Origin of the sequence: Microcystis sp. M169S2 (assembly GCF_020245865.1) — a bacterium.
In the GTDB taxonomy this organism is placed as follows: Bacteria; Cyanobacteriota; Cyanobacteriia; order Cyanobacteriales; family Microcystaceae; genus Microcystis; species Microcystis ichthyoblabe_A.
The window spans coordinates 13,343-27,203 of the sequence record NZ_JADBUB010000018.1 but is presented as its reverse complement, the minus strand read 5'-3'; the positions used below and the strand labels follow the sequence as shown (position 1 = coordinate 27,203).

The following is a 13,861-nucleotide window of genomic DNA, read 5'->3' as shown; positions in this document are numbered from 1 at the left end:
TTTGTAGGTAGCGGTTTCTCTATCTCTGTCATCGCAGGTGACAAGAATATCAGGATAATAAAAGTGATTGCGCTTCTCTAATCTGACTTTCACATCGGCAAAATAAACCCGACAATTGGAACCCCGCAAATGATTACGAATAATTGTGTATATATTCCCCGAAACAATATTATGAGTATCCGTCGTCCCTGTCATGGAGTAAACTTGTCCATCGATATATTCATGTTTAATGGAACTGGTTTCTTCAAACTGAAGATATTCTTCTGGAGTGAGATTATTATAGTTAGATAAAGCAATCATCGTTTTTTCTGCTAGTTACAACTAATTAAGTACCTAAGCAAAATTAATTATACATCTAAGCCGTTAGCCTTTTCCGTAATCAGTAAGCAGTATTAAGTAACAGTACATTCCCTGATTACCGTTCACCTTTCACCGATAACCGAAAAGTCTCCTCTCTCCCAGTCTCAACTAGGAAATTAACTTTGCAGGACTAGATACCTGTTGAAATAGTGTCTAGGAGAACCAGCAAAAAGAGCCTCGAATGGTTAATCTATATGCTATTACCCTTGTAACTCTCTATAACTACTGCTATGACAACCCTAATTGACTATTCAAATATTCAATCTTTACCCAAAGTTTGGTCAATAGTTGCCCAGCGTTTCCCCAATATTATCGCCCTGCACGATCCCCACAGTAAACCAGAAGTAATTATCACCTATCGGGAACTTTATCAACAAATTCAGCAATTTGCCGCCGCTTTACAAGCATTAGGAGTCACAGAAACCGAAAATGTCGCTTTATTTGCCGATAATAGTCCCCGGTGGTTTATTGCCGACCAAGGTTCCATGGCAGCCGGGGCCGCCAATGCGGTACGATCTGCTCAAGCAGATGCAGAGGAATTAGCCTATATTCTCGCTGATAGTGACAGTCAGACGCTGATTGTCGAAAATAACAAAACTTTAGGCAAATTGCTGGCGAAAATCCCTGAATTGCCCCTAAAATTAATCGTGCTGCTCACCGACGAAGACCCCGCTACTGGGGCGATTTCCGTGCAGACCTTAAATTTCAAGCAACTAATGGCGATCGGGGCTGAGAACACCCTTAAACCCATCACCAAGAGCGAAAATGATCTGGCTACCCTCATCTACACATCGGGAACGACGGGACAACCAAAAGGGGTGATGTTAAGTCATGGCAATCTGCTGCATCAGGTACGCAACTTAAATGCTATCTTTCAACCGGATCCGGGCGATCGAGTTTTAAGTATACTACCTTCATGGCACTCCTACGAGCGCAGTTGTGAGTATTTCAGTCTAGCTCAAGGTTGCACCCAGATTTATACCAGTATTCGCACTTTTAAGCAGGATTTAAAGGAATTTAGTCCGCAATTAATGGTGGGAGTTCCCCGTCTTTGGGAATCTCTTTACGAGGGTATCCAAAAGCAATTTAGCGAACAATCGACCACAAAACAGAAATTAGTGCGATTTTTGCTAGAAAAGTCGGAAAATTACGTTATTGCTAAACGTATCGCTGATAATCTCAGTCTAGATCATCTTCACGCTTCCCCCGGAGAAAGACTAAAAGCAAGAATTCAATCCCTCTTACTCTATCCCCTCCATGCCATCGGTGACAAGCTAGTTTATGGCAAAATTCGCCAAGCAGTGGGAAATAAAGTTAAAATCTTGGTTAGTGGCGGTGGCTCCTTAGCCAGACATCTAGATACTTTCTATGAGATTGCCGGAATCCCGATTTTAGTTGGTTATGGACTGACAGAAACTTCTCCCGTCGCTACCGTCCGTCGTATCGATCATAACCTGCGCGGGTCTGCCGGTCGTCCCGTCTTTCAGACAGAAATCTGTATTGTCGATTTACACAGCAAAGAAGTCCTACCCACAGAAAAACACGGTTTAGTCTTGATTCGTGGTCCGCAGGTGATGCAGGGATACTATAAAAAACCCGAAGCAACCGAAAAAGCGATTTCTCCCGATGGTTGGTTTGATAGCGGTGATATTGGTTGGTTAACCGCTGCCGGGGATTTAGTTTTAACCGGACGGGCCAAAGATACAATTGTTTTGAGCAATGGTGAAAATATCGAACCGCAACCGATTGAAGATGCTTGTTTACGCAGTCCCTTTATCTCCCAAATTATGCTAGTGGGACAGGATCAAAAAGCTTTGGGGGCTTTGATCGTGCCTAATCTTGATATACTGGCTAATTGGGCCCAAGAACAGAAACTATCCTTAAATTTACCCGATCTTCACAGCGATCGCTCAACGATTCTTTCTAGCGATCTCTACAGCAAAAAAGTCTTAGCTCTCTACCAACAAGAATTAAAGCGCGAGGTGAGAAATCGGCCCGGTTATCGTACCGATGACCAGATTAAAACCTTTGAGTTAATTTTAGAGCCTTTTTCCCTAGAAAACGGCATGATGACCCAAACTTTAAAGATTAAACGACCGGTAGTAACGCAACGCTATCGCGATATGATTAACGAGATGTTTGCCAAGTAAATATTTCTGGCAAATATTCCCTAAACCCTTGACAAAAAAACCTTTTTAGGATAAGCAAATCATGGATGACGCACAAACCAGTTTATTACTGAAGCGCCCGGTGACAATTAAAGTCATCGTGACTCCGCGCTGGAAAGAAGAAGCACAACAGCAATTACAAGCACAAATGGTGCAAATTGATGCACAAATTCAACAATTAGAAAGCCAAGGACAAAGAGCGATCGCCGAAATTCAGCGTCAGAGTCTGATCCCCTTACCCCCCGCGGCTGCCCAACAGATTGACAATATTCAAATCCAAGTCAATCAACAAAAAAGTGAGTTTCTCGAACAAAAAAACCAGTATTTGCAACAATTGCAACAGGTACAACTGTTGGAACTCAATCAAGAAGTCGCCCAAGCACAACTAGAAAGCTTTTTCCGCGTCGAAAAAGGCGATAACTTAGTGGCCAAAATGAATGTGGAACTCGTCCTTAGAGATGGCATCGTCGAAGAAATTCGCGGCGAAATTTAAAGCTAGGGTGAGCATTTACGGGTCATTGTCAACTTAACCCTTAAAATCGGCAATAGCAAGGGGTATTCTCCCTTGCTCACCCAGAAAACCGCCCCTAGCTCACATCACCCCTGACAAGACTTGATCAGACCTTAAAAATATATTAAGATTCTTTATCGATCGCCCGGACACACTCGCCTATATTGTTGTATAACTTCATCTCTCCATCGACTCACCCTGAATTAGATCCTATAAATATGGAATCTCTATGCTTTCTTTCTTACCCACTATTCTTTTAGCTCAGTCCGCCTCGGTTCTGCCCCAGATAGAGAGGAAATTAATCACCCAATATCAGGAAGTGCGTCAGTTGCCCGGTCAACTAAATGACGTTCTAGTTTTTAATAGCAATAGTCCCGAAGTGGTAGAAAAAGAGGGAATTCTCCTTTCTACTTTCCCCGGTAAAGGAAAACGTTATCCCATAGCCCATCTCAATCATCCCCTACAAGGACGTTTTGACGTTTTCACCCACCACATCGCCCGTCAAACCGATCCCATCCGCGACCTACACCAGGGCCTGATCGTTACTAATCCCACCTCCAGAAACCTCGTTATCCGCATCCTGCAAGGAGTCAGTTACGTTACCTCCGCCGATGCCCCTTTTGTCGATTTACCCTCTCTGGTGGAAGATCCCAACGGCCGGGTTTTTTCCGGTCCTGGTTCCCGTTTAGCCAGCGATATCATGCGTCGTCGCCATGATACCCAATTTCCCACCCAGATCGTCATTCCCCCCGGCCAAAGTCGGATGATCTTCGATCTAGTTATCCCCAGAAGTAGCGCCCGCTCGACTCTCCTCCGTCTCTACAGCGATGGACCGGTCTATATGGCCAATTTAGCCCTCTACGAAGTTCCCCAAAAAGTCAAAATCGAAGATCGGGAAATAGAAAGCTTTCGTCCCCCTACCCTAGAGGAATGGCGTACCCTATTAGTTAGAGGTGATTTAGCCGCTCCTCGCGATTTTCCCCCCACTCCCCCCGATCAATGGTCTCCCGGAAGAAGAAATTTTTATGGTCGCGTGGCTGGAATTTCTGTGGGTTCGGAATGGGCAACCCGCATTGTCGATCCCAAAGGGGGAATTAATCTCACCATTCCTCAACCCGGTCAAGCTTTTGCCTATCCTTTAAGTACGGTGACATCGGCTACTTTTGGAACCAGACAAATTCAAAGCGCCCCCATGTTGGTGCGTTATCCCGATACGGCTTTCAAAGCTCACGGTAACTACGGTGTTCACTACTATCTGACTTTACCTCTATATAACAACACTAGCAAAACCCAGGTGGTGGCTTTGAGTATTCAAACTCCAATTAAAGAAGACAATTATCTCGATCGCTTGCTATTTGTTGAACCCGTCCAGGGACCGGTATTTTTCCGGGGGGCCGTGCGCGTTACCTATCGTAACGCCCTGGGACGCACCGAGGAACGTTTTTTCCATCTCGTTCAACGGGAAGGACAACAGGGAGAAGCTTTAGTACAGGTGGAACTTCCCCCCGGAGCCAGACGCGACATTAATCTCGATTTTCTCTATCCCCCCGATGCCACACCCCCCCAAGTTTTGAGCGTTAAAACTTTGGAATAGATAGTTTTTCTCGAAAAGTTAACGGCTGATTGTCGGTAAAAATAAGTAAGATAAGTAGGTGGGTATTAAAAACTTTCAGATGCCCCCCTTATTAAGGGGGGACTAAGGGGGGATCGAACCTAAAATCCATTTTTAATTTAATTATAACCAGCTACTTACACTGATATTAATCTCTCTCTGGGAATTAGCCGATGGATATTAGCAAAACTTGCTTTATTTGCTGCTTATTATCTCAATTTTTGGGCAATGCAGCTGCGAGTTTAGCCGTGACTAAACTCGATTTTGATACCGGTCAACCCCTAAGAAATCAAGTGATTAAATCGGGGAAAATTAAGGTACAAGTTAGCTATCAACCCATCGACCTAAACGAGAGAGTTGATGATAATTATGATATTAATAATGTTTCTTATCAAATCTTTTATAACGAGCAAATTTATCAGGAAAATAGCGGGTATAGTGCCTTTGGATCCGGCTATGTCGAATTAAGAGATTTAGATAATAATGGCATCGATGAGATTATCGTCTCCACCTATAGCGGCGGCGCTCATTGCTGCACATCTTTAGTAATTTATACTTGGCAAAAAGATAAATTTATTAGACAAGAAACGGGGTTTTTAGATGGTAGTGGTGGTTCCTTTGAAGATTTAGATGGAGATAATAATTATGAATTTGTCACCGTTGATAATGCTTTTTTATATGCTTTTAGTTCCTACGCCGCCTCTTTTCCTCCCTCGAGAATTTATACTTTTCAACAGGGTAAATTAGCAGATGTCACCAGAAAATATCCTCAAGAATTAAGAAAAACTTTAGCAGCAATGCTGAAAGCTTTTCAGTTAGCTAAAAAAGAAAAAGCCGAAGTTAATGGCATTTTGGCCGGTTATGTGGCACAGAAAATTCTACTAGGAGAATACGAAGAAGCTTGGCAATTTCTTCTCACTAATTACGATAAAAACTCCGATTGGGGTCTCGATATCCATGGCGAAAATACAGTGATCGGAAAATATCCAGACTTTCCCACTGCTCTGAGAGCTTTTCTCCTGAAAAATGGCTATTTATCTGAAAATAAAAACAATAAAAAATAGCAAACGCTGTGAACAACTATGTTAAAGAAAGTTAATTATCTGCGATCGCTATCTTGTTTCCTCGCTACAATCCTCTGGAGTAGTCCTCTAGGGATTAACTCTAGCCTCGCTATCAATGATAATTGTCAACTGTCCGAATCAGAAATCCAACAACAAGAAAATCTGCGTCAAACCTCGCCCCAAGAATATAACATTTTAGTACAGAAATATGCTGAACAATTGCGCTTTTGTCGGTCCCGACACTGGTTACAGGAACAAGCGATCTGGTTACGTCTCTACTCCTGTGATACCCGTCCAGGATCGATCGAAAGTATCCTCGATCGCATCGTGGCCAAAGGTTATAATACGGTTTATCTGGAAGTTTTTGCCGATGGTCAAGTCCTATTACCTCCTAACAATAACCCCACCGTTTGGGATAGCGTCATTAAAAATCCCAGTGCTGGAAATGTGGATTTATTAGCACAGGCGATCGAACAGGGACATAAACGCGGTTTAAAGGTTTATGCTTGGTTATTTAGCCTCAATTTTGGCTATGCTTATAGCTTAAAACCCTATCGACAGGAGGTGTTAGCACGCAATGGTAAAGGACAAGATAGCACCTCTTTTGTCGATGATCAATCCCAAACTTTTGTCGATCCCTACAGTAATCAAGCCCGACAGGATTATTTAATTCTCCTAGAAGCCATTTTACAACGTCGTCCCGATGGAGTTTTATTTGATTATATTCGCTATCCCAGAGGAACAGGAGTCGATTCCGTTGCCGATGATGTCAAAGATTTATGGATTTTTAGTCCCGCATCTCGACAAGCTTTAATTAATCGAGGATTGAATAATAAGGGCAAATTTTTAATTGATCGCTATCTGACTCGTGGCAAAATTTCCCCTGATGATATCGTCGAAGCCGATCGCCTTTATCCCCAAGAAACTGCCCCTCTTTGGCAAGGAAGAATACCTTTAGAAGAGGAGATGAAACAATCAGTTAAAAGTCGTTTTGATCGCCTCAAATTAGAACTTTGGTTCCTAGCGGTTGCCCATGCTGCCCAGGGTGTCATTGATTATGTTAGTTATTTTTCTGCCCTGGTGGAACGTCAGGGAATTCCCGCCGGAGCAGTGTTTTTTCCCGATGGAAATCGTCTTGTGGGTAATCAAGGTTTTGATTCCCGTTTACAAGCTTGGGATAGTTTTCCCGCTTCCCTAGAATGGCATCCCATGTCCTACGCTAATTGTAACGATACTACCTGTGTAGTTAATCAGATCAAAAGAGTAGTGGCAAGCAGGGGAAATCAAACTCCTGTTATCCCAGCTTTAGCGGGTTTATGGGGACAACCCTATAACAATCGCCCCTCTTTAGAAGTGCAAATGGAAGCGATTCGCATCGCTTTTCCCACCATAGATAGTATCAGTCATTTTGCTTTTTCTTGGCAAGAACCACAATTCGATCGAGCCAGAAGATTTTGTCAAATGTAACCGCGTTTACACCTCCACTTTCACTTCCTCCACCTCTGTTTGTCCCTGTGTTGAGGGAACTATCAAAGCTGGCAGTTCTGGTTCGGCGGTTTTGAGAGTCATTGTTATATCGACGTAGTTAATCACTGCCCCTAAAATTTTCACTTCCGCTTCTATTAACTGATCCGTTGCTTCACTCAAGAGACTAGAACGAGTTATGGCCGGGCGCGTTACCAGAATAATCCCGTCCGCTAGTTCTTCTAAGAGAAGCGCATCATTACAGCTAGACAGGGAAGGAGTATCGACAATCACCAGATCGAAACGGCCGCGAGAATCTTTGAGAATTAATTGTAATTCACTCGATTCAATGATAGCTGCCGCCTGTTTTTGCGGACCGGGACTAGGCAAAATGGAAAGGTTTTCAATATTTGGGGCCAGACGGATCGATTTACTTTTTGCCCCGTAGTACAGTAGGGGTTCTGAGAAAGAATTAGGATCGGGAATGACTCCGATTTTGTCGGCTTTGGAAAGACTTCTCAGATCTCCTTCTACTAACAGAGTCCGTCGCCCCGCTAAAGCAGCAGCGATCGCCAGATTGTAGGCAGTGGCGGTTTTACCTTCTTCGCCAGTAATACTGGTGATAACAACCACTTTCACCGTTTCGCTGCTGCCAATGCGTCGCAGGGTACTGCGTAAACGTTCGTAGTAGGGGAGATAATTGGCATCAGCATCGACGAGAATCGGCTCGATTTCCTCACCCTCTAAATTCCGGACAATCGGCAATTGTCCCAAGAGGAGTATATCCCGACTAATCAAAGCTTCCCGCAATTCTTGCGGACTGTGCAGGCGATCGTCGATTACTGCTAACAGCAGGATCGTACCCAATCCAGCTAAAGTTCCCAAACCAGCACCCGCCAAGAGAATCAAGGTACGATTCTTGCGGTTAAACACCTGTTCGATCGGTTCAGCAACTGGCGGTTGGGCGACGGTGAGACTACCCACGGTTTCCGCTTCTGCGGCCTGAGCATCCACCAGAGAATTGAGAATATTCTCGTAGATACCCCGTTGAAAGGCGACGGCTTGGGTTAAACGAGCTTGCTGTAGCTGTTTATCGGGGAATCTCTCGTATTGGGAGCGTAATTGCTGTTCCTGAGTCACTAAGGATTCTAATTGTTTCAGTAAACCCTCGCGCTGAGTTTGCAGGGCGACTAATTGACCCGCTAGTTGTTGACGGGCGGCATCGAGATTACTTTGCTGACGGATGCGATTGCTGGGAAGAGCGGTCAGGACACCATCTTTTCCGATCACCTCGGTGGCTCTTTTTTGTAAGAGAGATTCGTTAACCTGTTGTTGTTTGCGTAATTTAACTACGGTGGGATGTTCGGGACGTAAATCCTTCTCTAGTCGCTCCAATTGGGCTTCTGTGTCCAAGATCTGCGCTCGGATACTGGCAATAATCGGGTCAGCACTAAGGGCCGAGGAGGTGTAAGCCTGATCGGGGGTTAAATCGAGTTGTTTACTCAGACTATCAATTTGTCCTTGAATACCTTGCAGTGCTAGGCGAATTTCTCGCTGTTGCTGTTGACTACTGGTGATAGCAGTGAATAAACTCCCATCTTGAATGGCCAGTAAATCCGAACCCTGGGTACTAATGTAGCGATAAAATTTTTCTTCGGCTCTGGTTAAATCTTTTTGGACTTCGTTAAGCCGGACACCGAGAGCTTCTATGCGGGCGCGTAACTGGGAAGTATTCAGCCAGCGGCTGTATTCCACCATTTCCCTCATCAAGGTTTCGAGAATTAACTCCGCCTTGGCCTGGGAGTCGGCCGTTAACTCTAAAAGCACCTCTTGGGGTTGGTCGGTTGTTGTAGGCCGATTGACATTATTGTTTTGTGCCTCCGCTTCACCGGGGAAGGTAATTTTTAAATCTTGATCGCGAATTTTAACGATCTGTTCTTGATTAAATTGCAATTTTTTGGCTGTATTGATCAATACCCGGGGAGATAGCAGTAAATCGCGATCGATAGCCCGCCCCTGTTCTTGCAGTTGGGTTCCCGTACTGGTAAAAGCCGGCGGCGGCACCCGATAGGCCAGTTGTCCCACTGCCCGATAAAAGGTGGGAGGTTTCTCCGGATCGGGGAGAAGAGCAAAGATCGCAGAACCACCTAAACAGACGAGGAAGACGAATATTCCGACAAATTTGTTCTGATCTAGCGAGATGAGAAATCGTTTAACAATTGGTGCAGCCATAGCTTTTTAATATATTCCCAGATTTTTTACATTCTAGCGGTCAAGAGTTATTCTCGGCCTTGAAATCCTAGCTTATGAAGTTGTGTTAAGGAGTGAGACGGGCGGGTTGTCCGTCAATTGAAGCGATCGAATTGATTGCTAATGTTGAGAATTGTATTGGTAAAACTGGAAAGATCGCGGATGGGTTGAGTAATAATATTAAAAGCGGCGAAAATTTCCCCCAATAGGGTGCGGGTGACGATAATTACGTCTTGATCTTCTAAGGGAACATTTTGGGAGATGTCTCCCCTAACTGCCGCTATCGGACTCAAAGTTTGACTAACAATTCCCCCTTTGACACTGTCAAAACGTAGCAGGGACACTTCATTGACATTAATCCGCAGACGATCAGAAACCGGTAAACTAGCCACCACATCGAGGAAGGTACTGCCATTAGGAATCGAAACATTTCTCAGGGAAATTCCCGAAGGAAGTGAGGGAGCTAAAACCCTGATGGTAATATTCTGCTGGGCGAGGGTGGTTCTAGCCACTAGGGTGCGATTATATCCCGTTTCTTGGCCCACTTCTAACTTGGAAACAACCACGGCATCACCTCCTTGCAGACGCAGATCTGGCAAGCGTTCCCCCTTAATCAAGGGAGTATAAAGGTCAAGTTTCTCCTCTAACACTGTACCATCGACTAAAACCCGACGGACAAGGATCGAACGCAGATCGGCTCTGGGAGTGCCACCACCCGCTGCCAAAATTACCTGTGCTAGGGAAGTATTAGGAGCGATACTATAAAACCCCGGTCGCTGTACCTCTCCCAGAATGGTCAACTGGACGGGACGGGCAGTGGTTAAAACAGCAATGACTTCTGGTTCCTCCCGCAAGTATTTTCGCCCCAATTCGAGGCGGATTTTAGTTTGCACTTCGTCTAAAGTCAAGCCGAGTACCGGAATACGGCCTAAAATCGGCACCAGAAAATTCCCATCGGGATCCACTGGCCCCGTGGAATTAAATTCGGGAAAATCGGGAACCGAGACAGTAATTTGATCGCCGATATCGAGTCGATAGGTCTGAATTTGTCGGGATTGGGAATTATTGGGAGAGTAAACCGGAGGACTGTAGCCAGCGGGGGGAATCGTGTTTTCAGGAAAGGTGGGATTAGGCGGTTCGGGGGGCAAAAATTCTAACCCAGTTCCGGGTTGAGTCTGGGGTATGGACAAAGGACCCTGGGCCTTGAGGCCCTTAGAGTCAATTACCCATAAGAACCCTGTCAGACTCAACCCCGATAAGGCTATAGCCCCAGTTCTGAAGAAACTAACTGGCAAAAACTTGTTGAGCATTGGTGGAATCATACAGATTGATCAATTTTTGGGTTCTGACGATGATAATTTATTTTCTGGGAGTTATCTAGTGGGAGAGGAACAAAGCAGCTATTAATGGCTACAAAAGTGCCTTGAGCTAGTTTTTTCAAAGAGATGGTTAGCAGCAGAAAAATTACTTTTCTTTTTTGCTCTGAGGCACGGAAGTTAATTGACTTAAGACATTTTGTTCTAAGTAACTCTGCACTTCCGTGGCGAGATTGAGAGCAAAGGGGGTGAGAGTTTGCAGTTCTTTCATCGGGTCTAAGGGAATCATCAAGGAAACGGCTATCCAGGGTACTCTTTGTCTTTTTAATTGCGCCCATTGGTCAAGCCAATACCAAACAGAGGGATCGTAATGACCACCACCTAGCCAAGCATACCATTGCACCACGGCAAAGGTGTTTTGTGTCCAAGCCCGATAGAATCTGGCCGTGGCCTTTCCTCCTGACTGGGTGGGAATTGATAGCTCGGTTGTTTCCCCCTGATTCCAACGACTAATAGAACCGATATCCGACCATTCTAACCCCGGTTGATTTTTATAGTAAATCTGTGGCTTCAAAAGCACGGTTATCCTCTTGCCATCAGGACTTTCCACCACTTGTATCGACCATTTTCCCTCACCGATTTCACCCTGGCTCTGGTCCGTGGTTTTCAGGGCAGAGAACTTGATTCCCGATTCTTGTAGGGCTCGCATTTTCTGAATATTACCGATTCTCGCTTGATCCAGCCAAGACCACTGGCCAGAAATTAAATTGGGTAAGATACCCCCTAAAATCAAAATCAGCAGCAAGCACAACAGCAGTAAATAATTACCCGGTAGCTTTTTTTTGATTTTATCTAACACTAAACTTACCTCGGCCGGAATTTTTCGACTAATCATCCTGGTTAACTTCCTCTTGAGCCGGGGACTGTTTCCTGACTACCTCGCGATACTGCATGATTTGGAAGACCAAAAGGATGAGTAATAACATAAAGACGGAGTATAAATCGCCCCCCCAGCCATCGTGGAGTAATTTAAAGTTTTCCTCCTGTCCTGTGCCGTGAAACCAAGCTAAAAGCGCGTTACGAATGATATTAGCCCCGACACTAATTCCAAAGGCACTGAGGAGCATAAAGCGGGTTTTACGACCGTTTTGGATGGTATCAGTCCAATGGAGCAGCAGCAGCGTGACGTAGAGACTGGTGAATAACATTTTCAGCCCGGCACAGTAGGGAGCGACTTCCACCATCCGACCTTCTACCGCTACATAAACGCCGTCAACGGAGACATCTAGGCCTGCTTGCTGGAGAATAAAACCAGCGCAAGCAGCAATAAAAATCTGCAGGGGTAAGGTATAGGGAGTAATCAGGTAGGGGATAGGATTAGGAGTCGCTAAAGCCGTTAAAAGTAGGGGAAATCCCTGTAATTTAAAACCTTCCTTTCCTTTTAACCAGAGACAGATTCCCGCTAACATAATCGGGAAAGACATACTAACCCAAAGGGAGGAGCCGAGGAGATAAAAAATCGCTCCTAGGGTTAACAAAAACGCTCCGAGGGGGTGGGAGCGATCTTCGAGGCGTTGCCATTTTTTGCGATTCTGCCAGACAATATAGGCGGCGTAGGGAAGGCCGATCAAGCCGTGGCTAAAGTATTCGTGTTCGGTGCTGATCGATTTATTCAGCCAACCATCGTACCAGTGAAAGATCACCGGACCATAGATAACCGCCAAGAAACCGATCATCAGCCAAGATTGCCGATTTTTGTGGGAGACGGGCGATAGGGAAGGACTAATACCCATAGGACAGAGCGATTTAGTGACAAATTCTGAATTTATGTTACCCGATGATCGCAGTGATTTGTTCAACAACGGTTTCAATTTGCCCCTCGCTGATACCAGGGTACATGGGGAGAGAGACAATTTCTTCACAGAGAATCTCTGAATTAGGAAAGTCTCCCTGTTGATAACCCAGGTAGCGATAGGCCGGTTGCAGATGACAAGGAATCGGATAATGAATGCCGGTTTGAATACCGACGGCAGTTAATTGTTCTTGTAGTTGTTGGCGATCAACCGGACAATGGGCAAGGATGCGAATAACGTAGAGATGATAGACATGACTGGTTTTGGTTTCGTCTCTTATGGGTAAAATGCCCTTATCGGCTAAAGGAGCCAAAAGCTGATCATATTGTCTTGCCGCTCGCTGACGGGCCTGATTCCAGCCTTCCAGATGGGGTAATTTAACGTTTAAAATGGCGGCTTGTATGCTGTCTAAACGGCTGTTAGTGCCGATATCAGTGTGAAAATACTTGCTCGGTGCGCCATAATTTCTTAAACTGCGGGCTTTTTGGCTAATTTCAGGATCATTGCTCACTAACATTCCGCCATTGCCAAAAGCGCCTAAATTTTTACTGGGATAAAAACTAAACCCCGCCGCCACACCGATGCTGCCGGCGCGATAACCTTCTCTACTGGCTAAATGGGCCTGGGCCGCATCTTCAAGGATAATCAGATTATAGCTGCGGGCAAAATCCTGTAATTGTTGGGGTGATACCATCTGTCCGTACAGGTGTACTGGGAGAATGGCGCGGGTGTTGGGGGTAATTTTTTGGGCGGCCGCCGCGAGGTCAATTAAGGCCGTATCGAGGTGACAATCAACTAAAACTGGTTTAGCTCCCGCTTGAATAACACCCATGAGGGTGGCGACAAAGGTATTAGCGGGGACTAGCACTTCATCCCCGGCACCGATGCCGTAAGCTTGTAAAGCTAGGGCAAGAGCAGCAGTGCCAGAAGCTACTCCCACAGCATACTCGACTCCGCAAGCTTGGGCAAAGGCGGTTTCAAATTCGGCTAAAGCTTGGCCTAAAACAAAATCTCCCCGGTCGATAACTGTTTGGATTGCCTCGGCAATTTTTGCTTGTAGGGGCTGATTTTGCCAAGTTAAATCGACAAAGGGAACTTTGATTAAATGGGAATTCATCTATTGCTTGTTTACGGAGACATTATTAATTATCAGGAGACTAGCATAGGTTTGAGCAAGTTGCCTAGATTTTTAGGCTCTCTTGTCCTTTCTGTCTTCTTCTCCGTGTCCTTTGTGCCTCTGTGGTTTATCCTTTAGAACTGCTT

11 protein-coding genes are annotated in these 13,861 nt (G+C 45.1%); 5 read left to right on the top strand and 6 right to left on the bottom strand.

Annotated elements, in window-relative coordinates; genetic code table 11:
• Window positions 1-300: Uma2 family endonuclease (locus tag IM485_RS01905; protein ID WP_287740878.1), on the bottom strand; the 300-nt coding region annotated here is incomplete at its 3' end.
• Between the two features lie 290 nt (window positions 301-590).
• Between IM485_RS01905 and IM485_RS01900 the strand changes: the two genes are divergently transcribed.
• The 5 genes from IM485_RS01900 (at window position 591) to IM485_RS01880 (ending at window position 7,182) form a co-directional block, all read left to right on the top strand.
• On the top strand, window positions 591-2,510 hold the full coding sequence (locus IM485_RS01900; RefSeq protein WP_104397061.1) for a long-chain fatty acid--CoA ligase: 1,920 nt from the start codon (window positions 591-593) through the stop codon (window positions 2,508-2,510).
• A 61-nt stretch (window positions 2,511-2,571) separates the two neighbouring features.
• Entirely contained in the window at window positions 2,572-3,021 is a 450-nt protein-coding gene (locus IM485_RS01895; protein WP_002782037.1) for a YlqD family protein, read from the top strand.
• A 247-nt stretch (window positions 3,022-3,268) separates the two neighbouring features.
• Window positions 3,269-4,633: a DUF3370 domain-containing protein gene (locus tag IM485_RS01890; protein ID WP_287660944.1), complete on the top strand. Its 1,365-nt coding sequence runs from the start codon at window positions 3,269-3,271 to the stop codon at window positions 4,631-4,633.
• A gap of 191 nt (window positions 4,634-4,824) precedes the next feature.
• Window positions 4,825-5,715 (top strand): hypothetical protein, encoded by an 891-nt coding sequence (locus IM485_RS01885; RefSeq protein ID WP_287740874.1) that lies wholly within the window; start codon window positions 4,825-4,827, stop codon window positions 5,713-5,715.
• Window positions 5,716-5,733: 18 nt separating this feature from the next.
• Window positions 5,734-7,182 (top strand): family 10 glycosylhydrolase, encoded by a 1,449-nt coding sequence (locus tag IM485_RS01880; RefSeq protein ID WP_287740871.1) that lies wholly within the window; start codon window positions 5,734-5,736, stop codon window positions 7,180-7,182.
• 6 nt (window positions 7,183-7,188) lie between these two features.
• Here IM485_RS01880 and IM485_RS01875 read toward each other — a convergent pair whose 3' ends face one another.
• The 5 genes from IM485_RS01875 to IM485_RS01855 form a co-directional block, all read right to left on the bottom strand.
• Entirely contained in the window at window positions 7,189-9,411 is a 2,223-nt protein-coding gene (locus IM485_RS01875; protein ID WP_104397065.1) for a GumC family protein, read from the bottom strand.
• A gap of 113 nt (window positions 9,412-9,524) precedes the next feature.
• On the bottom strand, window positions 9,525-10,739 hold the full coding sequence (locus IM485_RS01870; RefSeq protein WP_104397066.1) for a polysaccharide biosynthesis/export family protein: 1,215 nt from the start codon (window positions 10,737-10,739) through the stop codon (window positions 9,525-9,527).
• A 154-nt stretch (window positions 10,740-10,893) separates the two neighbouring features.
• Entirely contained in the window at window positions 10,894-11,640 is a 747-nt protein-coding gene (locus IM485_RS01865) for a cyanoexosortase B system-associated protein (RefSeq protein ID WP_104397067.1), read from the bottom strand.
• On the bottom strand, window positions 11,633-12,538 hold the full coding sequence (gene crtB, locus IM485_RS01860; RefSeq protein WP_104397068.1) for a cyanoexosortase B: 906 nt from the start codon (window positions 12,536-12,538) through the stop codon (window positions 11,633-11,635). Before crtB ends, IM485_RS01865 begins: the two co-directional genes overlap by 8 nt.
• 37 nt (window positions 12,539-12,575) lie before the next feature.
• The gene (locus IM485_RS01855; RefSeq protein ID WP_104397069.1) at window positions 12,576-13,715 is read right to left on the bottom strand and encodes a DegT/DnrJ/EryC1/StrS family aminotransferase; all 1,140 of its coding nucleotides are present in this window, start codon (window positions 13,713-13,715) and stop codon (window positions 12,576-12,578) included.
• Window positions 13,716-13,861: the final 146 nt, after the last annotated feature.

Excerpts from the sequence above, each read along its gene's own strand:
- IM485_RS01885 (WP_287740874.1), top strand. The coding sequence starts at position 4,825 with ATGGATATTAGCAAAACTTGCTTTATTTGCTGCTTATTATCTCAATTT.
- IM485_RS01865 (WP_104397067.1), bottom strand. The coding sequence starts at position 11,640 with ATGATTAGTCGAAAAATTCCGGCCGAGGTAAGTTTAGTGTTAGATAAA.
- IM485_RS01895 (WP_002782037.1), top strand. The coding sequence starts at position 2,572 with ATGGATGACGCACAAACCAGTTTATTACTGAAGCGCCCGGTGACAATT.
- IM485_RS01890 (WP_287660944.1), top strand. The coding sequence starts at position 3,269 with ATGCTTTCTTTCTTACCCACTATTCTTTTAGCTCAGTCCGCCTCGGTT.
- IM485_RS01870 (WP_104397066.1), bottom strand. The coding sequence starts at position 10,739 with ATGCTCAACAAGTTTTTGCCAGTTAGTTTCTTCAGAACTGGGGCTATA.
- IM485_RS01875 (WP_104397065.1), bottom strand. The coding sequence starts at position 9,411 with ATGGCTGCACCAATTGTTAAACGATTTCTCATCTCGCTAGATCAGAAC.
- IM485_RS01880 (WP_287740871.1), top strand. The coding sequence starts at position 5,734 with ATGTTAAAGAAAGTTAATTATCTGCGATCGCTATCTTGTTTCCTCGCT.
- crtB (WP_104397068.1), bottom strand. The coding sequence starts at position 12,538 with ATGGGTATTAGTCCTTCCCTATCGCCCGTCTCCCACAAAAATCGGCAA.
- IM485_RS01900 (WP_104397061.1), top strand. The coding sequence starts at position 591 with ATGACAACCCTAATTGACTATTCAAATATTCAATCTTTACCCAAAGTT.
- IM485_RS01855 (WP_104397069.1), bottom strand. The coding sequence starts at position 13,715 with ATGAATTCCCATTTAATCAAAGTTCCCTTTGTCGATTTAACTTGGCAA.